The organism is Komagataeibacter nataicola (assembly GCF_003207795.1).
In the GTDB taxonomy this organism is placed as follows: Bacteria; Pseudomonadota; Alphaproteobacteria; order Acetobacterales; family Acetobacteraceae; genus Komagataeibacter; species Komagataeibacter nataicola.
Map to the genome: position 1 here is coordinate 42,699 of NZ_NIRT01000016.1, position 25,055 is coordinate 67,753.

Here is a 25,055-nt window from a genome sequence, read left to right on the forward strand (position 1 = left end):
GTGCGTTCATCCTCCTTGCTGGCGGGCAACCCGGCAGGCGGCCAGATCCCATGCTGCGCACCCGACGGATTTGAAAAACACAGGCTGGTCCGGGGCCGGAATGCTGCCCTGCAGCGCCAGAGAGAGAGGGCGGACGGTCTGCCAGTCCACCTTGGCCTGATGCAGATCGCCGGCTTCTGTCGGGGCGCCGATGGGGTCATCAACATAAAGGGCGCTGCCCGCAATGGTGGTGGGGCCAATTTCCACCATGTCGGTCCGGTAGGCGCCGACACCTATGACAAGGCAGGATGCGCGGGCGGGCTCATTATAGATGACCGATGTGCTGGCGGTGAGTGTGAGCACTACATCAAAGGGATCTTCATCCGCCTGCTCGGGGCGCACGCTCAGGCCGGGCATGGCGTGCGCCGCGCAAAAGGTTCGTGCCCGCTCGGGCGTGCGCCCGCGTATGACGACGGTGATGCCGGGATAAACGGCATCAAGTGCCTGCAAATGGGCGATGGCCTGCGTGCCGGTGCCGATAAGGAGCACGCGCCGCACGGGGCCGCGCGCCAGCGTGCGGATGCCGAGCAGGCTGATGGCGGCGGTGCGGCGCATGGTGACGGTGGGGCCATCAAGCGTGAACAGGAAGCGCCCGGCCTGCGCTTCGGCGCAGATGACCTGCCCCTGTATGGTGGGCAACCCGAGGGCCGGATTGCTGGCAAACAGTGTCAGCAGTTTGGTGACCATGATGTCATCAGCCACGCAGGGCATGTTCATGAGCGCGCCGTGTTGGTCGTGGGTGCGGATGGTGGTGCGCTCGGGGCACTGGATCAGGCCGCGCGCCGTATCGCGCGCCGCCTGTGCCAGGGCATCGATCAGAGCGGGGAAGGGGAGGAGAGCGCGCGTTTCAGGCGCGGAATACTGCTGCATGCGTGTGAACCGTTGCGTCATGGGGTGGGAATGTATGGGTATGGGATTTCGCGGCGACCGTCATCGTGAATGGTGCATCTGTCAAATATATAAATGTTATCGCCCATAATAAAAATGAAATGGGCATGATGCGTCTGGCTGTCTGCCATTCACGCGCGATTTTTTTAGGGTTAATTGTATTGCGATTTGTTCTCATTCGTGATTATGGTGCTCCCACATCATGAATGGGATGGATAAATGTTTGTCTGCTCCTGCAATATGCTGACTGACACGGACGTGGAGACCGCAGCCCGCAATGGCGCGGTCAGGCCTAAAGAAGTCTATGAATCAAAAGGTTGTCGGGCCCAGTGCGGTAACTGCGTGCCCGGTGTGGTGTGCATCCTGCGCCAGCTCGCCCGTCAGGGCCGCATGGTCATGCCCGAGGTGGCTGTGCATCCTGATATGCAGGCCATCTGACCGGCTTGCTGGCCTGCCCGAGCATGGATGCGCCTGCCATCGTGCGGCAGGAGACTTCATCAGGATTTAAAAGCGTGTGATACGCCAGATAACCGGCGGCACGCCATGCCTGATCGGCTATCGGGGTGCTGCGGCGCTGGCGTGGCGACCTGCGTTGAAGGCATAAAAAACGGCACGCCTTGCAGGGCGTGCCGCTATGATCCGATAACGGGAAGTAACAGAATTTTCCGGTGAAGCTTTTTTCAGGAAGCTTCAGGAAACACCGTTTTCCTTCAAATATAAAGGTAGCACCCTGTCAGCCCTGCCGCCGCATGCTCTGGCGTGGCTGGAGGGTGGAGGGTGAAGCCCCCAGCGCCAGCCGGATCACGCTGCCCAGTACCATCGTCACCACGATATTGACGCCCAGCGCCAGCAATCCGGTTGAAACGGAAGCCGAAAAGCCACCAAACGCAATGGGGTGCACGGGTTTGAGCCCATCCATCCAGCACAGCCCCAGCCCGAACAGCGAGCCACTGGCCCAGCCGCCAATCAGCGCAGGAGCCGAAAGCCGCAGCGGCAGCAGCCCCATGATCAGCGCGGGGAAGGTCTGCAGGATGATGACGCCACCGAGCAATTGCAGGTCGATGGCGAACTTGGCGTTGAGGAATACGACACAGCCCAGCGCGCCCACTTTCACGCCCAGCCCGGCCAGGCGCGAGCCGGTAACCGATTCGCTGTGGCGCGGCAGGATGTTGTGCATGATCAGGTTGGCCGCGCCAATCGCCATGACCGAGGCCGGCACAAGCGCCCCCACCGCGATGGCGGCAAAGCAGAAGCCCGCGAACCATGAGGGGAAGATGGCCAGGAACAGCTGCGGCACCACCTGCGAGGACGAGGTTGTGACGATTCCCGCCGCATGCGCCATCAGCCCCAGCAGCGCGATCAGCCCGAGGACGATGGTGTAGATGGGCAGGAACACGGCATTCTGCCGGATGGTATCGGCGGATTTCGCTGCCAGGATGCCGGTCAGCGTATGCGGGTAGAGGAAGGCGGCAAAAGCCGATGAGAGCGCAAGCGTGGCGTAAGGCACCGTCTGGTCCTGCGACACGACGCGACCGCCGGGAATGGCAGGCAGGTGCTCGGACGCCGCATGGAACATGGCGCCATAGCCGCCGAGGTGGATCGGCACGATAATGACCGCCGCCAGCACGGCGATATAGATCATCACATCCTTGATGAATGCGGTCAGCGCAGGCGCATGCAGCCCGCCCAGCCACGTATAGGCGGCCAGCGACACGAACGCGAACAGCAGCGGCAGCATGCCGGTATAGCCCAGCGCCTCGACAACCGTGCGGATGCCGATCAGTTGCAGCGCGATATAGGGCAGCACCGCCACAAGCCCGCTTATGGCCACCGCCAGTTCAAGCGTGCGGCTGCCAAAGCGGGCACGCACGATGTCGGCCGCCGTGGCGTGGCCCCCATCGCGCGCGATGGTCCACAGCTTTGGCATTACGGCGAAGATGAACGGATAGACGATGATGGTGTAAGGCAGCGCGAAAAAGCCGAACCCTCCGGTGGAATAGACAAGCGCCGGCACCGCGATGACCGTGTAGGCGGTATAGAAATCTCCCCCCACCAGGAACCATGTGACCCAGGCGCCGAATTCACGCCCGCCCAGCCCCCATTCCTCGCCCTGGCTGTGGTTGGTCGCGGCCTTGCGGCGATTGAGCAGCGGGCGCCAGAACCGCACCGTGCTGCCCAGCAAGATGGTCGCGACAAAAAAGAGGATAAACACGCCAATGGCGGCGTTATCAGGCAGGGAGGTGCTCATGACTGTTTGTCCGCCTTCCATGCCATCCAGATCAGGACGGATGTGACGGGCACCCAGGCAAGCTGGTACCAGTAAAAGAACGGGAAGCCGAGCAGCACCGGATCGTGCCGGTTATACAGCGGCACCCAGAGCAGCCCGGCGAAGGGCAGCAGGAGGAGTATGGTTTTTTTCATGTTGACCGAACTTCTTGTTTTTGTGTGGCCGTCAGCAATTTTTCTGGAAAGCGCGACAGGGTGTCAACATAATTGAGGGCGTTTTTAAAGTATTTTCTGAAGAATTGAACGAATTATTTTGTAATTACATTTCATTATTGTGCGCCGCGCAATGTTTTTGCTGCAATGCACAATGCAATGCAGCAAAAACAGGAGCTTCGCGGGGCAGGAAAATCATTCATAAATTAAATAACTAAAATCATTAAAAATAATATAATGCATATCCCGCCTTTTGGGCGCCCGCGTTTGTTATGACAGTTTATAAAAATACGTCATTGTAATTAAACAATATTATTTTAATTTTTTATATTATGCCCCGCCTCCCACACCTGAGGCGGCGCCACATGGCACGCTGGGGCAGGTGAAATTAGTGATTGCCCGCCCTTGCCCGTGCCGGTTAAATTCATCGCCCGGACCTGCCAACAACAAACAATATTAAAAAGCACGGTCGTCTGTTTTTACCCTGTGCCGGAGCAGGTGTTACCCTGAACAGACGGACGCGCGTAGGAACGAACAGACATGACCAAATGGGTTTATAGCTTCGGAGATGGCCTGAACGAAGGGCGCGCGGAGATGCGCAACCTTCTGGGCGGCAAAGGCGCCAACCTGGCGGAAATGGCGGCAAACGGCCTGCCCGTGCCGCCTGGCTTCACCATTACAACGGAAGTCTGTTCGGCCTTTTATGAAAATGGTCGCAAATACCCCGCCGAACTCGAGGCGCAGGTGAACGAGGCGCTGCGCCGGGTCGAGCAGTCGATGGGCCTGCGCTTTGGCGATGCCACGGCCCCGCTGCTGGTTTCTGTGCGCTCGGGCGCGCGCGTGTCCATGCCGGGCATGATGGATACCGTGCTCAACCTCGGCCTCAATGACGAGACGGTGGAAGGCCTGGCCCGCTCCTCCGGCGATGCCCGCTTCGCATGGGACAGCTACCGCCGCTTCATCCAGATGTACGGCTCGGTGGTGATGGGCGTGCCGCACCATCACTTCGAGGACGTGCTCGAGCAGTTCAAGCGCGCGAGCAGGGTGGAAGACGACACCGCCATCACGGCGGAGCAGTGGCGCGCCATCGTGGCCGATTACCGCCACCTCATCAGCACCCATGCCGGCACCGAATTCCCCACCAGCCCGCAGGACCAGCTCTGGGGCGCGATCGGGGCGGTGTTCGGCTCGTGGATGAACCCGCGCGCCAACACCTACCGCAAGCTGCACGAGATCCCCGCCTCATGGGGCACGGCGGTCAACGTGCAGTCCATGGTGTTCGGCAACATGGGCGATGACTGCGCCACGGGCGTGTGCTTCACGCGTGATCCGTCCACGGGCGAGAATATCTTCTACGGCGAATACCTCATCAACGCGCAGGGCGAGGACGTGGTGGCGGGCATCCGCACCCCGCAGCCCATGGCGTGCGCGCGCGCCGAGGCAGGCCAGCACCCGATGGAAACCACCCTGCCGCAGGCCTACGCCGAGCTGCTGCGCGTGCGCTCGGTGCTCGAAACCCATTACAAGGACATGCAGGACATCGAGTTCACCGTCCAGCGCAATGTCCTCTACATTCTCCAGACCCGCAGCGGCAAGCGCACCGCTGCCGCGGCACTCAAGATCGCCATCGACATGGCGCGTGAAGGCCTGATTACGCAGGAGGACGCGATCCGCCGCGTGCCGGCCTCCTCGCTCGACCAGCTTCTCCACCCCACGCTTGACCCGAAGGCCGAGCGCGTGCAGCTCACCCGCGGCCTGCCCGCATCGCCGGGTGCGGCTGCCGGTGCCGTCGTGTTCTCGGCCGAGGAATGCGAGGCGCGGGCCGCGAAGGGCGAGGATGTGATCCTTGTCCGTATCGAGACCTCGCCGGAAGACGTGCACGGCATGCACGCCGCCCGTGGCGTGCTCACCACCCGTGGCGGCATGACCTCGCACGCCGCCGTGGTGGCGCGTGGCATGGGCCGGGTGTGCGTGGCGGGTGCGGGCAGCATCCATGTCGATTATGCCGCAGGCACCATGACCATCGGCGCGCACACCATTGCGCAGGGCGAGTGGATCACGCTCGATGGCGGTACGGGGGCTGTCTATCTCGGCCGCGTGCCCACCATTGCGCCTGCGCTGTCCGATGATTTCAACACGCTTATGGGCTGGGCCGACAGCGTGCGCCGCCTTGGCGTGCGCGCCAATGCCGAAACGCCTGATGACGCCGCCACAGCCCGCCGCTTCGGCGCGGAGGGCATTGGCCTTGCCCGCACGGAGCACATGTTCTTCGGGCCTGACCGCATCGGGCTGGTGCGGCAGATGATCATCGCCGATGACGAACTGGTGCGCCAGAAGGCCATTGCAGGGCTGCTGCCCTTCCAGCGTGATGACTTCGCCAGCCTGTTTCGCATCATGGCCGGGCTGCCGGTGACCGTGCGCCTGCTCGACCCGCCGCTGCACGAGTTCCTGCCGCATGAGGAAGCCGAGATGGCCGAAGTGGCGCAGGCGCTGGGCAAGAGCGTGGAAGAAGTTCGCGCCCGGTGTGCGGCGCTGGCCGAGACCAACCCGATGCTGGGCCACCGTGGCTGCCGCCTTGGCCTGACCAGCCCGGAAATCTATGCCATGCAGGTGCGCGCGCTGATCCAGGCCGCCGTGATTGTGGAGAAGGAACTCGGCAAGCCCATCCGCCCCGAGATCATGATCCCGCTCGTGGCGACGCAGGCCGAGCTGGCCACCACCCGCCGGGCAGCGGAAGACGAGATCGCCCGCGTTCTGAAGGAAGAGGGCACCAACCTCAACTACTATATCGGCACCATGATCGAACTGCCGCGTGCCGCCATCCAGGCGGACAAAATTGCGGAATATGCTGATTTCTTCTCGTTCGGCACCAACGATCTGACCCAGACCACCTTTGGCCTGTCGCGTGATGATGCGGGTTCGTTCCTGCCTTATTATGTCGATAACGGCCTGCTGCCGCGCGACCCGTTCGTGTCCATCGACCGCGATGGCGTGGGCGCGCTCGTGCGCCTTGGCGTGGAGCGGGGGCGGCAGACCTGCCCGGACCTCAAGCTGGGCATCTGCGGCGAGCATGGGGGCGACCCGGATTCCATCGCCTTCTTTGAGGAAGTCGGGCTGGATTATGTATCGTGCTCGCCCTTCCGCGTGCCGGTAGCCCGTCTTGCCGCGGCACAGGCGGCTCTTGCCACCCGCAACAGGGTAGGCAACCCCGCCTGATACGTCCCACGGGGCACAGGTACTAAAAAAATGGCGCGTCGCCTGCCTTCGGGCAGCGGCGCGCCTGTCAGGCAGGACAATGAGCGAACAGCCGATTATCCTGCATCTTGTATCCGAGGCGACGGGGCAGGCGCTCGAGGCGGTCATGCGCGCCTGCGGGGCCCAGTTCCAGGATGCCAAGTTTTCCCCCCGTAACTGGAACCTCGTGCGCACGCGCGTGCAGGTTGGCCGCGTGCTCGCCGGAATCAGTCAAGAGCCGGGGCCGGTCCTGTCCTCGCTCACATCGCCCGAATTGCAGACCATGCTGCGGGTGGGGTGCGCGCGCCTTGGGGTGCAGGTCAAGAACATCCTTGATGGCACGATCCATTTCCTTGAACAGCAGACCGGCATCCCCGCCGAACGCCACCCCGGTGGCCAGTACGTGATGGATGACAGCTACCGCCGCCGCATCGATGCGATGCAGTATGTCATCGCCCATGATGACGGGCAGAAGACAACCGACCTGACCCGCGCGGAGGTGGTGCTTGTGGGGGTGTCGCGCACATCCAAGACACCCACCTGTTTCTATCTGGCCAACAGGGGCATCAGGGCTGCCAATATTCCACTCGTGCCGCATGCGCCGCTGCCTGCGGGGCTGGAACATTTTCCCGGCCTTGTGGTCGGCCTGACCATTGATGCGCATACCCTGCTCGAAATCCGCCGCTCGCGCGTGGGCATGATGCTGCCTGGCCGCTCCATGGCGGCGCCCGGCATGTCGGAAACATCGGTCAAGCCCTATATCGACCCGGTCAACGTGCAGGAGGAGCTGCAATGGGCGCGGCGGTTGTGCACGCGGCATAAATGGCCGGTCATCAACGTCACCCACCGCTCGGTGGAGGAAACGGCAGCCGCCATCATCGACATGCTCGAGCATGATGGTGCCGCCAGGACGCTGCCTGCCGTGTAAGGCGCGGAATGAAAGTTTTTGAAATCCGCTCAGGGCGCAGGCCGTATCCAGACGGGGCGACGTGACAGATACGCCGCCATATCCTATTGCTGCGGTAGCGCGTGCGCCTGCCTTTTTTCTGTCCCGATGGATCATGGATGATTGATACACTCACACCCGGCCGGATTGTTGTCGTGGGTGATCTTCTGCTGGACCGTTATATTACCGGCTCGGTCAACCGGATCTCGCCCGAGGCCCCGGTGCCCGTGCTGCTGCATGCGCGCGAGCACGCTACCCCCGGCGGGGGCGCCAACGTGGCGGCGAACGCGGCGGCCCTTGGCGCGCAGGTCAGCCTGATCGGGGTCGTGGGTGCGGACGGCGCGGCCCGCACCCTGCGTGAAAAACTGGCCGCATGGCCCGGCATCGACACAAGCGGATGGGTGATCGACCCCGCATGGACCACCATCACCAAGACCCGCATTCTGGGCGGCCAGCAGCAGATCATCCGCATTGATGAAGAAATTCTCACCCCCTTCAGTGATGAAACCAATGCGCGCCTGCTTGCTGCCGTTGATGCGTCCCTGCCGGGCGCGCGGGTGCTGGTCTGCTCGGATTACGCCAAGGGCGTGCTGTCGGATGATGTGATACGGGGCATTATGGCGCGGGCGGCGGCGGCCAGCGTGCCCGTGATCGTGGACCCCAAGCGCGAGACATTCGGCATTTACGCAGGGGCCGCGCTGATTACGCCCAACCGCGCCGAGATCAGCCGCGCCACCGGCCTGCCCACCGGCACGGATGCGCAGGTGGAGGCGGCGGCGCGCGCGGCGGGCGGCCAGTTTGGCGGTGATGTGCTGGTCACGCGCTCGGAGCAGGGCATGTCGCTGTGGCAGCAGGCGGGCAATGTGCGGCATGTCTCGGCTCAGCGCTCGGAAGTGTTTGATGTGTGCGGCGCGGGCGATACGGTGGTGGCCACCATCGCCACCATGCTCTCCGCCGGGCTGCCGCTCGAGACAGCCGTGGTCATCGCCACCACGGCGGCGGCGATCTCGGTCAGCAAGCATGGCACGGCCACCGTCTCGCGCCACGAACTGCAACATGCCCTTAATGGGGAAACCACGGGCCACGGCAACCTTGTCAGTCTGGTCGAGGCCACGCGCATCGTAGCGGACTGGCGGCGGCATGGCGCGCGCATCGTGTTCACCAATGGCTGTTTCGACCTGCTGCACCCCGGCCATATCGCCCTGCTGCGCGGTGCCGCGCGGCAGGGTGACAGGCTGGTGGTCGCACTCAATACCGACCGCTCGGTGGCGGCACTCAAGGGGCCTTCGCGCCCGGTGCAGGATGAGCAGGCGCGGGCCACCGTGCTCGGCGCACTGCGTGATGTGGACCTTGTGGTGCTGTTTGATGAGGAGACGCCCATCGAAGCCATAAAGGCCCTGCGCCCCGATGTGCTGGTCAAGGGATCGGACTATACGGAAGAGCAGGTGGTGGGCGCGCCCTTCGTGCGTGGTTATGGTGGCCGCGTGGCCCTGATCGACCTGATTGACGGCCGTTCGACCACATCGCTGGTCCGGCGCGCAGGCGCGGGGCAGGCCAATGGGTGAGCCGCCCGTGGGCGCACAACCGGGTGTGGGGCTGCGGGACTGGCTGGCGCAGGCCGCCCTGCCGTTATGGATCGGGGCGGGCTTCGACCCCGTGCGGCGCCTGTTTCATGAGCGGCTGGGCTTTGACGGCGTGCCGTGCAACCCGCCCGCCCTGCGGCTGATGGTGCAGGCCCGCCAGATCGCGACCTATGTACGGGCCGCCGATGATGGCCATGGTGCGGCTGGCGCTACGGCGCTGGCCTGCATGGCGCAGGTGCGAAAGCGTTACTGGCGGGCGGATGGCGCGCCGGGCTGGGTCTTTTCACTCGCCCCCGATGGCACCCCGGCGGATACACGACGCGACCTCTATGCCCATGCCTTTGTTCTTTATGCCTGCGCGTGGTCATACAGGCTCTCGGGCGAGCGGACATGGCTCGAGACGGCACGGCAGACGGTGGATGAAATAACCACCCTGTTCGGCACCGCCCAGGTCGGCGGTTACCTTGATACCGTGCCGGGGCAGGATGGTTTTCGTCGCCAGAACCCCCATATGCACCTGCTTGAAGCCTTCCTTGCGCTGGTCGAGGTTGGGGGGGGCGAGGTGTATCTCGATCACGCCCGCGCCCTTGCGGTGCTGGGCATGCGGCATTTCATGCTGCCCGGCGGTGCAGTGGGCGAACTGTTCACGCCCTTGTGGCAGCCGGCGGCCCCCCCGGGCCAGAACCGGACCGAGCCGGGCCATGTGTTTGAATGGGCCTGGTTGCTGGCGGAATATGCACGGCTGGCGGGGGAGGGAGCAGGTTCGCCCTTCATGCGTGCATCGGAGCAGTTGCATGCGTTTGGCATGCGCCATGGCGTCTGCCCCGACACGCTGGCCGTGTGCGATGCGGTGACCGAGCAGGGCTTTCCGCTCGAGGCCACGACACGCATCTGGCAGCAGACCGAATTCATCCGCCAGCTTGCCCGCCGCGCCGCAGGGGGCGATGATGCCGCCGCCAGGCTGGTGGCGCCAGCCTGCGCCCGTTTTGCGCGCGCCTATGTGCCGCCCGCCCTGCGCGGTGGCTGGTTTGACCGGCTGGGGGTGGATGACACACCGCTTGATGGCTACATGCCCGCGAGTTCGCTGTACCATATCTATGGCGCCGTGCGTGAAATCGGCTCAGGCAGCAGCCTGTCAGCAGAAGTAGCTGTCTGAACAGGCAGGCTCGATACCATCCTGAAATTATAAAAGCTTCTGAAGATGTCATCGTCTTGAAAAAAGGTGACACCCGAAAGCTTTTATTTTTCATCAGTGAACTGTTCCTGAACGCTCCTTATGGAAAGGTGCGCGCTGGTCATCCCCATATCTGGGGCTGGCTCCCGGCTGGCGTTTTCTGATTACCGAAGGTTAGGAGGGTGTGTGGCTCAACGCGCAGCCTGACGCGAGGGGAGGGGACAGGACCCGTGCCGCAAGGACCGGGTCTTTTTGCATATAGGGGCCACAGACATGCAGCAGGCTTAAACCTGATATGTGGGCTGTTTTAAGTTGCGGCGGGATGTTTTGTAGCAAGAAAAACAAATTAAATAATAAATAAGTAATAAAAAATCTGTTCAATAAATAATCATGCAAATTTTTGATATATGAAATATGCATACTCTATATGGATGCTCCTGAATATAATCGTGTTTACTGCATGCGGTGGACATGCGGGACAAAAACCGTACGATATGCCCGACAGTTATTTATCCAGCATATTTCCTTCACATCCCGGTCCATGGAGTTGAAGCATGTCCAAGGCAGATCTCAAGCTGCTGATTATCCAGCCATCGCATTACCGTTCCAAGACCGACCGGACCATTTTCAAGACCAGGCGGCGGCAGATGGTGCCGCTGGCGCTGCCTTACCTTGCGGCCCTTACCCCACGCGAATGGACCGTCACCCTGCTCGATGAACAGCTGGAGGACATCAATTTCGAGGTGCCGGTCGATGTGGTCGCACTCAGCGCCTGGACACTGCATTCCCCCCGCGCATACGACATCGCCGCCGAGTTCCGCAGGCGCGGGGTCAAGGTCATCATGGGTGGTCCGCATGTGTTCTTCTATGCCGAGGAGGCGGCTGAACATTGCGATGCAGTAGGCGTGGGCGAGGCCGAACCCATCTGGCGCACCATGCTCGAGGATGCGGCAGCCGACCGGCTGCAAAAGATCTACCGCGCCACCCCGCTCAAGGAACTCAATGACCTGCCGCCTCCGCGCTATGACCTGCTGGACCTGAAGAAGTTCGGCCCCTTCCGCACCTTTGCCGTGCAGTCCTCGCGCGGGTGCCCGTTCGTGTGCGATTTCTGCTCGGAGCGGTTCTACCTTGGCGGGCGTTTCCGCTGGCGGCCGGTCGACCAGATGGTGGCCGAACTTGAGCGCATCAAGGACAAGGGCAGTCACTTCTTTTTTGGCGAGAGCAATTTCGGCGGCAAGAAAAGCCGCGCCATGGAACTGATGGAAGGGCTGGTGCCGCTGAAGATCCGGTGGTCCACGCTGTGGTCATCCAACCTGTGCCTTGATACGGACTTCCTCGACCTTGCCCGGCGCAGCGGGGTCATGCACGTCAATATCGGCATCGAAAGCATTGATGAGGAGATGCTCCAGGGCATGAAGAAAGGCTGGAACAAGGCCAGCCGCTATGGCGAGATGTTCGACAACCTGCGCAGGCGCGACATCAGCTACTCGCTCAACTTCATTTTTGGCTACGACAACGAACACCCCGATGTGTACGAGGCGACCCTCTCCTTTCTCGAGGCGCACAAGGTGCCTGCCGCCTATTTCAATATTCTCACCCCCACCAAGGGCACGGCCCTGTTCGAGCGGATGAAGAAGGCGGGCCGCATCATCGACCCCGAAGATATCGACCGCTGGCCCGGACAGGTCTGCCATATCTGGCCCAAGAACTGCACGCCGGGGCAGATGGAGCAGCGCATCCAGAGCATGTACCGCAAATTCTACAGCATGCGCTCGATGGTGCACCGCCTGCCGTTTCCGCGTACGCGCTCGGACATGTCATCATGGATCCTGAACATGACGGAACGCCGTATGGCCTTTTCATCCACCGGAAACAATGATTTTGATATCTATTGACCTTGCCCCCGCCAATTTCGGCGGGGGTGGCAACAGATAGGGGAAAGACGGCATGCGCGGATCAATCGGTAGTATGCTGCTGGACCGGCTCCGGCATCTTGGTGTTTCGCGTATTTATGGCGTCCCCGGTGATTACAATCTTGAATTCCTCGAGCTTATCGAGCGCACGCCGGGCATTGAGTTCATTGGCACCTGCAATGAACTCAATGCGGCCTACGCGGCGGATGGCGATGCGCGGCTGGCGGGCATCGGGGCGGTGCTGGTCACCTACGGGGTGGGCGACCTGTCATGCCTTTCCGCCGTGGCGGGGGCGAGTGCCGAGGGCGTGCCGCTGGTCGTGATTTCGGGCATGCCGCCATGGCACGCCATCCAGTCACGCGCGCTGGTGCACCACACCCTGGCCGATGGCAATTATGATAACGTGCTGAACTGCTACCGGCAGTTCACGGTGGCCTGTGCGCGGCTCAACCCCGCCAGCGCCGTGGCCGAAACCGACCGCGTGCTGCAGGCCGTGCAGACACTGCGCCGCCCGGTCTATATCCAGTTCCCCTCCGATATCTGCTATGTCGTGGTTGACGTGCCGCCGCCGCCCACGGTTACTGCGGTGTCCGATCCCGGCCTGCTTGCCCGTGCGGCGGAGCAGGTGGTCCGGCGTCTCAGCCAGGCCCGCAAGTCCGTGGTGCTGGTTGATGCGATGGTGCGCCAGTATGGCCTGCACGAGCGCGTGCAGGCGTTGTGCACCACCTTTGGTATTCCCTATGCTGCCCTGTCCACCGCGCGCACGCTGCTGCCTGAATCCGGACCAGAATGGCTGGGGGCGTATGGGGGAGCGGCCTCCGCCCCGACGGTTGCGGATTACGTGCAGACCGCCGATTGCGTGCTTGCGCTGGGGGTCCGGTTCGTTGATTCCACGTCGGGCTATTTCTCGCAGCAGATCGCGCCGGGGGCCATGGTGGATGTGCAGCCCTTCAGCCTGACCTGCAATGGCGAGAACATTCAGGGCATTACCGCAGCCGACCTGCTTGATAGCGTGCATCAGCGCCTGGCCAGCGTGCGCATGGCGCGCCCCGAGCGGATTGCCGCCCCCGCAGCCCCCGTAGCACCCGCGCCTGAGGGCGAAGGCTGGGCGCAGGCCCCGTTCTGGCGCCGGGTCGAATCCTTCCTGCAGCCGGGTGACGTGGTGGTGGCGGATAACGGCTCATCCATGACGGCCATGCTGCATGCGCAACTGCCGGCTGGGTGCAGCCTGGTGGTGCAGCCGGTCTGGGCGGCGATCGGGTATTCGCTGCCTGCCAGTCTTGGCGCATGCCTTGCCCGCCCCGAGCGGCGGCATGTGCTGTTTATTGGCGATGGCTCCTTTCAGATGACCGTGCAGGAACTCTCCACCCTGCTGCGCCATGAGGCCAATATCACCATCTTCCTCATCAATAATGGTGGCTACACCATCGAGCGCATGATCCTTGGCCCGCAATCGGCTTATAACGACATTGCCAACTGGCGTTATGCCGACCTGCCGCAGGCCTTTGGCCCTGACAGGGCGCCGCGTGCGTGGAAGGTGAGCGGCATGGATGCGCTTGAAACCGCGCTGGAGCAGGCGGCGGCCCATAAAGGCGTGAATTTTATCGAGGTGCTGTTCACCCCCATGGATGCTCCGGCGGGCATGCCTAAAATGGGGGCGGCGGTGCGGCGCTATGATTATGGAATCGATCTGCCCGACCAGCCCTGACCGGAGCGGTCAGGCGCAGCAGGTCACTTTTTTGCCTTTGGGGGAAAATGACCTGTTTTTATGCTGGACGGGTGCTTCAGCGCAGGCTATTGAAAATAAGACAGTTTTTTCGGGCCTGCGCCTGAAGTCGCCTGAAACGGGCTGGCATGGCCTGAAAATAGGCCCATTAGACAGTCAGATAGATCACGAAATCGTGATAATAGAAGATTAAATATTGTGCATTTGCATAGATTTTAATCTGGCCTTGCAGCCCTCAGGCGGGGTGCGAGGCCATTATGCTGTTTTGTTCAGCATAGTTTCCTGACTATCAGAAAAAGGATCAGGACGGCCTTGCGGGTATGCGTATTTATTGAACAATAATAATATGCCGATACTGTAATGGTCTGTTAGTTATTGCCAACTGTTCCAGAATTTTTATTGCCAGTATTTCGGTTCTGGTGTTCCTTCCGTCTCACCAACACGACACCAAAGGAACTGAAACATGTTTATTGAAAACATCAGCACCATGATTGCCCACTCCGTTGACGCCATGTCCTCCCTGACCATGGTTGCTTTCCTGCCCATGATCGCTGCCCTGATGATCGCTACCATCGTGTCCGATCGCGCTGCCTGAGCTTTGGGGTTTCTGTCCTGATACCCCTGCCGCCGGAATTCCCACGTTAATGTGGGAATGGCCGGCAGCCAGCAGGCAAAAAAAGAATGACCATGACAGGCGCTTCGGCGTCTTTTTTTGTGCCCGGTGTCCTGCCCTGAGCAGTCCTGAAGGGTCCGCGCTGCATACAGGGCGCATGCCTGTCCGCGCCGTGTCGGCATCAGGACGTTTGTGGCGAAAATTTTTTCACAAAACTTCGTAAAACGCCGCATCAGGCGTTTACCGCCCCTTTCGCCCGCATGGTTGCAGCGCGGGCTGAAATACATCATCCAGCGGGGCTTGTCGGCATGTCGGCATGGGTGTAACGGCGCGCAACCGCTTGCGTGCAACACGCGCGCTTTACCCTATTCATCCAGAGCATATGCATGACACAGACAATGATCCATGACCGTGGAGGTGCTCCTGCGCCCATGCGCCACGTTGGCAGTCCCGGCCTGATCTTCTTTATTCTGGCACTTGGCGGTTTTGCCATCGGCACGGCTGAATTCGCGGCCATGAGCCTCGTGCCCATGATCTCGGCCGGCATGCATGTGACCGTGCCGCAGGCGGGCCACGCAATCGAGGCCTATGCCGCGGGCGTGTGCGTGGGCGCGCCGCTCATTGCCATGCTGGGGGCCAGATACAGCCGCAAATACCTGCTGATCGGCATGATGGTGCTCTATGTTATTGGTAATGGGCTGACCGCGCTCGCCCCCAATTACCTGTGCCTGCTTTTGTGCCGGTTCATCAGCGGGCTGCCGCATGGGGCCTATTTTGGCACGGCCGGTATTGTCGCCTCCGCCCTCGTGCCTGAAAACCGCCGCACGCAGGCCGTGGCCCGCGTGGTGCTGGGCCTGACCATAGCCACTATTGGCGGCGTGCCCATGGCCAACGGACTGGGCATGCTGGTGGGGTGGCGCTGGGCGTTCGTGCTGATTGCGGGTCTGGCGCTGTGCACCATGCTGCTCATCATGCGCTTCGTGCCCACCGACCCGCCGCGCCCCAACGCCAGCGCCATGACCGAGATCCGCGCCCTGCGCAACCGGCAGGTGTGGCTCACGCTGGGTATTGGCGTGGTGGGGTTTGGCGGCATCTTCTGTGTCTATACCTATCTTGCCTCCATCCTGCAGGAGGTCACGCATGCGCCTGCCTACATGACGCCCGTGCTGCTGGCGGTGTTTGGCGTGGGCATGACGGTTGGTACCATGACCTGCGCATGGGCGGCTGACCACAAGATGATGCCCACCATCGGCGGCACGCTTTTGGTCAATGCGGCGGCGCTGGCGGGTTTTCCCGGTTCGGTGCATTCCGTGTGGAGCATGATGCCCATCGTGTTCCTGATCGGCTGTGGCGGGGGGCTGGGCACGGTCATCCAGTCGCGTCTGCTCAGTGTAGCGGTCGATGCCCAGGCGTTGGCGGCGGCGATGAACCAGAGCGCTTTCAACATGGCCAACGCCATCGGCCCATGGCTGGGCGGCATGGCGATCAGCGCCGGGCTGGGCTGGGAATCCGTGGGCTGGGTGGGGAGCGGCCTGGCCATGGGGGGCTTCGTGATCTGGCTGCTGACGCTGAGCGATATCCGCGCCGCCGCCCGCAGGCAGGCCGGTGGCTGAGGGGTGCGGGGGGAAAGCTTTTTTCAAAAAAGGTTTCACCTGCAAACGTCTGTTTTTTAAAATTCTTCCTGACACGGGGATGGTTGATGCGCCGCCCCATCCTTCTTATCGTGCCGCATGAGCACTCAATCCGCGCCAGACATGCGCCTGCCCCCTTTATTGGGTGACCTGTTTCCTGCCCGCCCCGTGCAGGGGGAAGCAGGCGCCGTGCTGCTGCGCGCGCAGGCGGTGATCGATACCATCATCGCCCCCACCGCAGCGCAGCGTGACCGCGCGGGCGGCTACCCCCATCAGGCCATGGCGGCCCTCAAGGCGACGGGCGTGCTGGCCCTTGCGGTGCCACGCGCCTGGGGCGGGCTGGGCGTGACACAGGAACTCTCGCTCGAACTCATGTTGCGCCTTGCGGTGGCGGACCCCGCCATTGCCCAACTCTACAAGGTGCATGATGACCTCGTGCGCGAGATATTCGTTTACGCTCCGGCCGTGCTCAGGCCCGTGCTGGCGCGGCGCATCGTGCACGACCATGCCATTCTCGGCATGGCCGTGGCCGAGAACGGCCGTACGGCGGACAGTTTCATGCAGACACTGGCCCGGCAGGGTGAAGCGGGCACGCATGTCGTCTCGGGCCGCAAGATCTATGCCACGGGCGCATCCGGGGCGGATCTGGTTGCCGTGTCCTCCTTTGATCCCGTGCGGGCGCAGCAGGCGGGGGGGAACGTGCGCGCAGGTGTGCGTATGGACCTCGTGCCGCGCGGGGCGGCGGGGCTGAGCTTTCACCATGACTGGAACCGCATGGGCCAGCGCGCGACCGATTCCGGCACGGTTACGCTGGATAATGTAGTGGTCGATGATTTCTGGAACGCCCTGGCCCCTGACACCACCGTGCCGCAGCATGTTGCGCTGCGCTTTCAGGCCGGTTTCAGCGCGATTCTGACCGGTATTGGTCTGGGCGCATTGCGGGCTGTCTGTGCCTTTGTGCCGCAGCATGCGCGCCCGTGGGGGGCGGCAGGCGTGGAAAATGCGGACCAGGACCCCTATGTGCGCCGCCTGCTGGGCGAGATCGGAGCTGATCTGTTTGGCGCCTGGTGCGGCGTGATGCAGGCCGGTCGCCTGCTTGACCAGCATGAGCAGGGCGAGGCGCCACGCGCCACGGTGGCCATGGCGGCAAGTGCCGCGCGTTCGGTTGCAACGCGTGCGGCCCTGCGTGCGGCAGGCGAGGCACCGGCGGCGGCAGGCGCGCGGGGCACGGATGCGGCCCTGGGGCTGGACCGTTACTGGCGCGATGCCCGCACCCTGTCGCTGCATGACCCCGTGGACTGGAAGAATGCTGAAATCGGCCGCAACCTGCTGACGGGCTGGGTGCCGGAACCGGGGCCGTATCAGTAAAAAACCGATAAGGGTTTGGTGTACCTGGTTCCAGAACGCTTCGGGGAACGCCGCCTTTTTTTTAAAAAGCGGTGTCCTGAAACTTTAATCAGCCGGTTCAGGGCCAGGGCATGACAGGTCCGGTCACGGCTGCCGGCCGGGATAAGTTTGACAGGCGGCGTGCCTGCGTGATTGATCGCGCCCAGTGTGCCTGAACCAGAAGGTAGAGCGGAATGCAGCGACCCGTCATAGCCATTATATCAACCGGCGGCACCATTGCCCGCCAGGCGATGGACCCGCGGGATACGGTCGATTATGCCGAGATCGGCACAAGCCTTGGCGGGGCTGACCTGCTTGCGGCGCTGCCCGAGGCCGTGCGGGCGCGCTTTGCGGTGCGCGGCATTCCCTTTTCCAGTTGCGACAGCGTGGAAATGACCCTGCCCCGGTGGTTTGAACTGGCCAGCGTCATCAGCCACACGGTCGCCAGCCAGCCTGATCTGAGCGGTGTTGTCGTAACTCACGGCACTTCATCGCTGGAGGAAGGGGCCTGTTTTCTTGATCTCGTGCTCGATCTGCCCTGTCCGGTCGTTGTGGTGGGGGCGCAGCGCCCGGCCAGCGCCATCAGCGCCGATGGCCCGGCCAACCTGTATGCCGCCCTGCTGGTGGCATCGGCCCCGCAGGCTGCCGGTCGCGGCGTGCTGGTGGTGGCCAATAACGAGATTCACGCCGCCCAGGAAGTGACCAAGGCTTCAACCTATCAGCTCGAGACCTTCCGCTCGCCCGATTTTGGCCCGCTGGGCATGATCGAGGCCAACCGGGTGTTCTTCGGGCGCGCAAGTGCCTACCGCCGCCATGTGGGCTGGCCACCCGCTTATGGCGCGGGCGGCGAGATCCCGCGCGTGGACATAACCTACAGCCATGCAGGCGCCGATGGCGTGGGCATACGCGCCTTTGTGCAGGCGGGCGCGCGTGGCCTCATTGCTGCGGGCATGCTGCCCGGCATGTGCACGCCTGCCGAGAACGCGGCATTGGATGAAGCCGTGGCGGCGGGTGTCGTGGTGGTGCAGGCCAGCAGTGGTTATTGCGGCGGCGTGGTGCGCCGCCACGAACTGTGCCAGCGCGGCCTCCTTGCGGCAGGCCACATGCGCCCGCGTCAGGCGCGCATCCTGCTGGCCCTTGCCCTCATGACCGGCGCGGATGCCGATGCCATCCAGACCCTGTTCGACCAACCCTGATACAGGGTTGGTCATGAGGGATTGTTTGAAAACAGATCATTGATAAAAAATAAGAAAAGTTTTTAGGTGCCGCCTTCTGGCGCGTTTTGAAAAAAGCTTCACCCAAAACTTTTATAATTGCAGGATATTATTGAGCCTGACTTTTCGGGCAGCCCCTAAGGAAAGCGGCCATACAGACTTCATGGAATGCCGCTTTGTTTTAAAAGGCGGCACCCAACGGTCCTGTCAGAACACGCTGTTGAAAGCAAACTGCGGCGAGATGACCTGCCCCGTGTTATGGCCTGCAAAGATGGCCGTAACACCGGCGATGATGCCAAAGCGTGGCGACCAGTTATATTCCACCGCAGGCGCGATCACCCAGTCCCCCGAAGCCTGCCCCAGCACATCCTGATATTTGCCCTGTGCGTTATAGCCGCGCACCCGCGAGCCATTGGCCCAGTCGCGTGCCAGATCCATGGCGATGACCCATTTCTGGTTCACGCCATATTCCAGCGAGAAGCCGCTCTCGCCATACATGCCCGGATGCGCCAGCCCGCGAAATCCCGCCGAGGTGCCATAGCTGCTGATATCGGCAATATGCGCCTGTGTCAGCGCACGGCGAAAGGTGCCCCATGTGCGCAGCCGCAGTTCATGGTGGCCGGGCAGGGTATAGGTTGACTGCTCCGTCAGCGCCACGCGGAAGGTATAGGTGCCTGTGCCCACGCCATCTTCCGCGCGGCCCAGTTTTGTATAATCCCCGGCGGGAAAGGCCACGCCCACGAACAGGCTCAGCGCCGGGATGTAGCGCTTGGGGTCGGCATCGAGGTAGCGCCACATCACATCTACCGGCAGGTCGCCCATCTTGACGCCACTCGTCGTGCCGCCATAGCCGCCATGCCGCCAGCCGTAACTGATGGTGGGCGTCATCTGCAGGCTGATCGAATTGGTGATGGAGTATTTGTAGAGCGTGAAGCTCGAGACCATGTGCGCCCTGTCTTTTATCGGCGCTGCCCTGCCCACGCTATCAAGATTGCCCACAGGCTGGCTGTAGGCAAAATACGGCTCCCACGCAAACACGCCCTTTTTGGTCAACGCGCCTGATGGCGAGACGAGCGAGCCGGTGTACCACTGGGTATAATCCTCGTTCACGCCCTGCGAGCCCGCCGCCGTGCCATTGCCGGTGCCTGCGGCATGCGCCGAGGCAAGGCCTGCGAGAGCAATAAGGAATGGAATCGCAACGAATAATATTGATTCCGGTATCGGAATGTATGATGCTGTTTCATAGGGGCGACCAGCGTCTTTTTCCCGTGCTGTCATGGCGCGGGTAGCAGATGCGGTGCCCAGCCTTGCGGCGTGGGCGCGTGTCAGGGAAATCATGGTTGCGGCCATTTCCTGCTCAGGGCGTCCCTGCATGCATGGCAGTGCATGCAGGGTCTTATTGGTTCTGGGGTTAAGTGTGCGGGTGCCTGCTATACGAACTGCAGTCGCAGGGAAGGGATCAGGACATTACGACGGTGCTCCTCAGGCTGACAGGCCAGTGAAACGGCGGGAGAATGGCAGTTCTTCCGCCGTTTTCTTTTACGGTGCGGTCATGCGCGGCGGCTCCTGCCCGTCACGCACGGCAGCGCGCGCGGGGTTGAGGTACTTCCACCCGATCACCAGCAGCACGGCCACGATCGACATGCTGGCAATGGTGTAGGTGCCATTGGGGTAATCAAACAGCATCAGCACGAGCACGCCAGCCAGATAGGCCAGTGTCAGCCACGAGGTGAAAGGCGCGCCCGGCATTTCAAACCCCGATGAAGCCATGCGCCCGCTGCGTACCGCCTGGCGCAGCTTGATCTGGCTGAGCAGGATGAACCCCCATGTGCTGATGATGCCGATCGCCGCCATGTTCAGCACGATCTCGAACACCTGCGAGGGCACGATGTAATTGAGCACCACGCCCACCAGGTACACCGCAACCGTAAGCAGGATGCCGTTGGCCGGCACGGCGCTTGCGTTCATGCGGGCCAGCGGCTCGGGGGCGGCGCCGCCCAGCGCCATGGCGCGCAGCACGCGCCCGGTGGAATACAGCCCCGAATTGAGGCTCGACAGGGCGGCCGTCAGCACCACGATGTTCATGATCGTGTCAACGCCGGGCACGCCGAGGGCTTCAAAAAACGTCACGAACGGGCTGGTGCCCCCGTGATAGGCGGTCCAGGGCAGCAGGTTGACCAGCAGCACCACCGACAGCACGTAAAACAGGCCGATACGCCAGATCACACTGTTGATGCTGCGCGGCAGGACGGTGCGCACATCCGCGCATTCGCCCGCTGCGGTGCCGATCAGTTCTATGCCCGAATAGGCGAACACCACGCCCTGCACCAGCAGCAGGCTGGCAATCAGCCCGTGTGGAAAGATGCCGCCATTATCGGCAATCAGGTGCAGGCCGGTCTGGTGGCCGCCCACCGGCATGCGCACGCCCAGTATGATGCTGCCCACGATAAGGAACAGGCACAGGGCCACGATCTTGATGAGCGAGAACCAGAACTCGATCTCGCCAAACCACTTCACGCCCACCAGGTTCAGCGTCGTGACCACGCACAGCGCCATGAGGGCGAAGACCCATTGCGGCACGAAGGCGAACGTGCCCCAGAAATGCATGTACAGCGCGACTGCCGTGATATCGACAATGCCGGTCATGGCCCAGTTCATGAATGACAGCCAGCCCGCCACGAACGCCGCCTTCTCGCCCAGAAACTCACGCGTGTAGGACACGAAGCTGCCGCAGGTGGGGCGGTACATCACCAGTTCGCCCAGCGCGCGCATGATCAGGAACGAGAACATGCCGCACACAAGATAAACCAGTGCCAGCGAAGGCCCCGCCGCCTGCAGCCTTGAGCCCGCGCCAAGGAACAGGCCCGTGCCGATCGCGCCGCCCACGGCGATCATCTGGATCTGGCGGGCGCCGAGGCCCTTGTGATAGCCCTCGTTATCTTCCGCCGGCAAAATGGGGGTGCTGTCTTCCTGTGCGTGGTCCGGTATGCTCATGCTGTCGTCTCCGCCGTGGTCATCGCAGATGGAAGGGTGAAGGAAGGCGCCAGCCGGTTGTCCGGCTGGGCATTGTTCGGGGCAGGCCTAAACCATGTACAAAAAATATGCAGTTTCGTTGTACGGTGGAAACGGTTCGGCCCGGTCCGTACAGATCTGGCCTTTAGGGGGCGGATCCTGTGCGGTGGGGAAGAAACAGAAAGAAATATCATGCAGCATCAAATAGTTGTTCTGTCGCGAACATTGTCAGACGCGTTGGCGGCTGACAAGCAAAGATGCCTTGATAAAAGCGTTATGATTAAAAAATGAACATTATTTTTAAGACTTTGGCAAAGAATGCATTATATTTAATCATGAAAGTGAGCCGTACCACCATGTCTGAACCGGAATCTGGCCCCGCGAGAGTCCGTTCTGCCGCCCTGATTGTCGGCCTGCTTGGCGCCATCATCATCCCGGTGGCGGCTCATGCCGACAACCAGCGTTTTGATGGCGGCGAACTGGCACAGGATGCGCCGCAGTATTTCGTGCTGCGCCCCGATGATGCGGCCACCACCACGCAGATGGGCGAACTGCGCCTGTCCGAAAACAGCATTGATTTCAGCAATGGCGAGCGGCTTGACGTCATGCCCGATCCGGGCGGGCGGCCAGGGCATCTGCTTTATCGGGTGGATTACGGGCAGAATCCGGTCATGCCCTCAGGGCAGTTGCTCTGCGCTGCGCCACTCAACCCGCTTTATCTCGATTTCGTCACGCATGGTGATGATGCCGCGCATTATGACATGACGCTGTACTGCAGTTCGCGCGTGGTGCCATTCCGCGCGATTGGCGCGGGGCGGAGCGCTGCCGTGTTTCATTACACCCGCGCCACCGATACGGTCTGGGCGCACAGCCCGGCCGAGAGCGGCTATCTGCATGGGGCGGTGGCGCAGTACTGTACCCATCATCATGCGCATGACACGCAGGCGGCCTGCACGGCGCGTGAGGAATCAGCCTATGCCGCCATCATGGCGCGCCGGGTCGCTCCGCCGGTGCTCAGACAGTGCGCGGCCTATGTTACGGGCCGGCGCGAGCATGCGGGTTATGTCAGCTTTAGCGGCCTGCTCAACTGCGCCCGCGGGCGCGACAGCAGGGCCGTGTTTGATTATTGCGCCACCCGCATCACCGGACAGAAGCGGGCTGATGATACGATTTTTTTCGATGCCACTCCGGCGCAGGCGGATGGCGTGGCGCTGTGCTTCAACGCGCTCGCGGCCCGTCAGGCGCACGATTAGGTTCAGGGCGCATGGTCTTGTGCAGGCCATGCGCTTTTGGGGCACAGGGCCACTGCAGCGCATGCCATGCCGGTCGCCTGCAGCTCGTCTTCCAGGCCGTGCGCATGGTGACACGGCACTGGCGGTCGGCGCGGGGTTCCAGATATCACGGCCCCTGCTCGTGTCGTGGCAGGCCTTGAACGAACCGGCCCCGGCCTGCCGGCCATGGATCATGAACATGCCGCATTCATGTCCGGGCCTGCGGTCGGGCAGGGTAAGCATGCTGAGACTGCCACCTCAATGCTATGGGAATTACTGTGCCAGACATACCGGCCGTTGGGGACGCGCAGGTATCCGTCGCCAGTGAATTTGCGTGTTCCGGCCTGAACGAGGCTGCTCCATCCGCCATCTGCCTGCGCACGTCATTGCCAAACTGATAATGGCGTGGACTTTACCTGTGCCGCCGGGTTTGCGTGCAGGCTTCACCCCTCATGACCACCCCGGTCAGGCATGGAAGTGTATGATACCCTTGTGGCGAACAGGTCGTTCAGGCCACATCCGGCACTTCAATGCCCGAGACGAATTTGTAGATGTCTTCATGGTGCAGCAGGAAGATGCGGTGTTTCTTGCCCAGCAGCAGGGCTTCCTGCGTGTAGGGCGCGTTGGAGACGATGGCGCCAATATCGGCGCGGCTTTCGGTCTTTTCCTTTATGCCCTGCCAGATCACGTCATCATGCACGGGCTTGCGGTCGATCCAGCAATGCACCAGCATTTTCAGTCCGTTGCGGCTACCATGGATGACCGAGCCCAAACCGGTGGCCACCGGGGGGCGGATTTCCCATCCCGCCTTTTCGATCCATTGCGAGCAGAAGGCCGCATATTCCGCCTGGTTCATGTCCTGGTGGTAGATGCCAGGCGTGAGCACGGTGGCGGAGGGCGTGCGGGCGGTATTGGCCGCAAGCGTGGTGAGGTGCGCGCACACCGTCTTGTTAATGGCAGGCCATAGCGCGCTCTGTCCGTCACGCGCGAGTGCGGGCAGCAGGGTGGTGCGCGTAAAGCGCTCCACATGCGTGTTCCATGACATGCGGCTGTGGGTCAGGGCGGTGGTGTCATCCTCGGCCTGCTGGTACCAGCGCGCAAGCATGGGGCGGTGGCGCTCGGCCAGTCGCATGCAGGTGCCGATGGCCTTGCGCCGCCGCGCCATGAGCCAGATCGTGCGTAGCACCCGCAGCATGACCCACCCGGCACCGGCAATGAGCATCAGCGTAAGGATGAGCGAGCCGAGTTTCTGGAAGCCGCGCGTCATGAAGAACAGGTCGGTGGGCAGCGGTGTTTCCCGGTTCTGCACGATAACGGGCGGAGCGGGCGGCGGCGCGTCATCCTGGGCCTGCTGCTGCGGGCCTTCTGGCGTGGGGTTGTCAGCGACGGGGGGCGCGGGGGGCGGCGTGACATGAACCGGCGCAGGCGCTGGCGCACCAATGGGCGCAATGGTGCCGGTCATGAAATACTGCGGCGACAGCCCCGGCACCGGCGGCACGCGGCGCATGAGCGGCAGCCCATTGCGGTTGGCGATCTTTTCCCACTTTATATCGGGGGTGACGGCATGGCAGTCGCCCTGCCTGAACAGCGTCTTGCTCCATGCGGCGGGATGCTGGGCTAGCGTGGCGGGATCGGACAGGGCACGCAGGGCGGCATCATCCCCACAGGCAAGGGTGGGATGGGTCGCACTGAACAGACCTGCGGCGCTGGCGCTCGCGGGCAGCCACAGGAGCAGGCAGGCACTCGCCCATATCCGCATGATGCTCTTTAATCCTTCCGGTCTGGTGGTGTAGCTGGCGCAGACCCTGGGTATCAGCAAATCAAGATGTGTTAACGTGCAGATGCCGATATGCAGAATACAGTTGTTCTTGTAAACAGGCTTTATTTAGTCCTGTATGTTTGAATCATGGTCTGGCTGAACAGGGGGGTATGGAAAGTGGCATGTCCTTATCGGGTATCTGCCCCCTTGCCGCTCTTATGGCGGTG

20 protein-coding genes are annotated in these 25,055 nt (G+C 62.3%); 14 read left to right on the forward strand and 6 right to left on the reverse strand.

Annotation, left to right across the window (positions count from 1 at the left end):
- Nucleotides 1-6: 6 nt before the first annotated feature.
- Nucleotides 7-909: a delta(1)-pyrroline-2-carboxylate reductase family protein gene (locus CDI09_RS10270; protein ID WP_078524727.1), complete on the reverse strand. Its 903-nt coding sequence runs from the start codon at nt 907-909 to the stop codon at nt 7-9.
- Between the two features lie 65 nt (nt 910-974).
- On the opposite strand from CDI09_RS10270, the gene CDI09_RS18175 reads away from it, so the two are divergent.
- Together CDI09_RS18175 and CDI09_RS10275 are read left to right on the forward strand one after the other, a co-directional pair.
- A complete protein-coding gene (locus tag CDI09_RS18175; RefSeq protein ID WP_170120494.1) occupies nt 975-1,133 on the forward strand; it encodes a hypothetical protein in 159 nt (52 codons plus the stop codon).
- A gap of 13 nt (nt 1,134-1,146) precedes the next feature.
- Complete coding sequence (locus CDI09_RS10275) at nt 1,147-1,365, forward strand: (2Fe-2S)-binding protein (protein WP_205836673.1); 219 nt, start codon at nt 1,147-1,149, stop codon at nt 1,363-1,365.
- Between the two features lie 295 nt (nt 1,366-1,660).
- Here the strand turns inward: CDI09_RS10275 and CDI09_RS10280 are convergent, their stop codons facing one another.
- Both CDI09_RS10280 and CDI09_RS10285 read right to left on the reverse strand, forming a co-directional pair.
- Nucleotides 1,661-3,175 (reverse strand): sodium:solute symporter family protein, encoded by a 1,515-nt coding sequence (locus tag CDI09_RS10280; RefSeq protein ID WP_078524725.1) that lies wholly within the window; start codon nt 3,173-3,175, stop codon nt 1,661-1,663.
- Complete coding sequence (locus CDI09_RS10285) at nt 3,172-3,348, reverse strand: DUF3311 domain-containing protein (RefSeq protein ID WP_078524723.1); 177 nt, start codon at nt 3,346-3,348, stop codon at nt 3,172-3,174. The genes CDI09_RS10280 and CDI09_RS10285 overlap by 4 nt, the downstream gene beginning before the upstream one ends.
- Before the next feature lie 558 nt (nt 3,349-3,906).
- Here CDI09_RS10285 and ppdK point away from each other — a divergent pair.
- The 11 genes from ppdK to CDI09_RS10330 all read left to right on the forward strand — a co-directional run bounded on the left by ppdK (nt 3,907) and on the right by CDI09_RS10330 (nt 18,768).
- A complete protein-coding gene (ppdK, locus tag CDI09_RS10290) occupies nt 3,907-6,582 on the forward strand; it encodes a pyruvate, phosphate dikinase (RefSeq protein ID WP_078524721.1) in 2,676 nt (891 codons plus the stop codon).
- Nucleotides 6,583-6,661: 79 nt separating this feature from the next.
- Complete coding sequence (locus CDI09_RS10295; RefSeq protein ID WP_078524719.1) at nt 6,662-7,528, forward strand: pyruvate, water dikinase regulatory protein; 867 nt, start codon at nt 6,662-6,664, stop codon at nt 7,526-7,528.
- Between the two features lie 137 nt (nt 7,529-7,665).
- A complete protein-coding gene (gene rfaE2 / locus CDI09_RS10300) occupies nt 7,666-9,111 on the forward strand; it encodes a D-glycero-beta-D-manno-heptose 1-phosphate adenylyltransferase (protein ID WP_078524717.1) in 1,446 nt (481 codons plus the stop codon).
- Nucleotides 9,104-10,285: an AGE family epimerase/isomerase gene (locus CDI09_RS10305; RefSeq protein WP_078524715.1), complete on the forward strand. Its 1,182-nt coding sequence runs from the start codon at nt 9,104-9,106 to the stop codon at nt 10,283-10,285. The genes rfaE2 and CDI09_RS10305 overlap by 8 nt, the downstream gene beginning before the upstream one ends.
- A gap of 572 nt (nt 10,286-10,857) precedes the next feature.
- Nucleotides 10,858-12,198 carry a B12-binding domain-containing radical SAM protein gene (locus tag CDI09_RS10310; RefSeq protein ID WP_078524713.1) on the forward strand — a complete coding sequence of 447 codons (1,341 nt, stop codon included), beginning with the start codon at nt 10,858-10,860 and terminating at the stop codon, nt 12,196-12,198.
- A 52-nt stretch (nt 12,199-12,250) separates the two neighbouring features.
- Nucleotides 12,251-13,924 carry an alpha-keto acid decarboxylase family protein gene (locus tag CDI09_RS10315; RefSeq protein WP_078524711.1) on the forward strand — a complete coding sequence of 558 codons (1,674 nt, stop codon included), beginning with the start codon at nt 12,251-12,253 and terminating at the stop codon, nt 13,922-13,924.
- Entirely contained in the window at nt 13,896-14,135 is a 240-nt protein-coding gene (locus CDI09_RS17745; RefSeq protein ID WP_146220869.1) for a hypothetical protein, read from the forward strand. Before CDI09_RS10315 ends, CDI09_RS17745 begins: the two co-directional genes overlap by 29 nt.
- Nucleotides 14,136-14,405: 270 nt before the next feature.
- Nucleotides 14,406-14,537 (forward strand): hypothetical protein, encoded by a 132-nt coding sequence (locus tag CDI09_RS18840; protein WP_257788376.1) that lies wholly within the window; start codon nt 14,406-14,408, stop codon nt 14,535-14,537.
- Between the two features lie 404 nt (nt 14,538-14,941).
- Entirely contained in the window at nt 14,942-16,168 is a 1,227-nt protein-coding gene (locus CDI09_RS10320) for an MFS transporter (RefSeq protein ID WP_078524709.1), read from the forward strand.
- A 117-nt stretch (nt 16,169-16,285) separates the two neighbouring features.
- Nucleotides 16,286-17,554 (forward strand): acyl-CoA dehydrogenase family protein, encoded by a 1,269-nt coding sequence (locus CDI09_RS10325; RefSeq protein WP_205836672.1) that lies wholly within the window; start codon nt 16,286-16,288, stop codon nt 17,552-17,554.
- Nucleotides 17,555-17,766: 212 nt separating this feature from the next.
- Nucleotides 17,767-18,768, forward strand: coding sequence for an asparaginase (locus CDI09_RS10330; RefSeq protein WP_078524705.1), 1,002 nt, complete (start codon nt 17,767-17,769; stop codon nt 18,766-18,768).
- A 225-nt stretch (nt 18,769-18,993) separates the two neighbouring features.
- On the opposite strand, the gene CDI09_RS10335 is transcribed toward CDI09_RS10330, so the two are convergent.
- Together CDI09_RS10335 and CDI09_RS10340 are read right to left on the reverse strand one after the other, a co-directional pair.
- Nucleotides 18,994-20,136, reverse strand: a complete 1,143-nt coding sequence (locus CDI09_RS10335) for a hypothetical protein (RefSeq protein WP_078527742.1) — start codon at nt 20,134-20,136, stop codon at nt 18,994-18,996.
- A 189-nt stretch (nt 20,137-20,325) separates the two neighbouring features.
- Nucleotides 20,326-21,780, reverse strand: coding sequence for an amino acid permease (locus CDI09_RS10340; RefSeq protein ID WP_078524703.1), 1,455 nt, complete (start codon nt 21,778-21,780; stop codon nt 20,326-20,328).
- A gap of 374 nt (nt 21,781-22,154) precedes the next feature.
- Here CDI09_RS10340 and CDI09_RS10345 point away from each other — a divergent pair, with 374 nt between their 5' ends.
- Nucleotides 22,155-23,051: a hypothetical protein gene (locus CDI09_RS10345; RefSeq protein WP_078524701.1), complete on the forward strand. Its 897-nt coding sequence runs from the start codon at nt 22,155-22,157 to the stop codon at nt 23,049-23,051.
- 526 nt (nt 23,052-23,577) lie between these two features.
- On the opposite strand, the gene CDI09_RS10350 is transcribed toward CDI09_RS10345, so the two are convergent.
- Entirely contained in the window at nt 23,578-24,828 is a 1,251-nt protein-coding gene (locus CDI09_RS10350; RefSeq protein WP_078524699.1) for a restriction endonuclease, read from the reverse strand.
- Between the last annotated feature and the right edge of the window lie 227 nt (nt 24,829-25,055).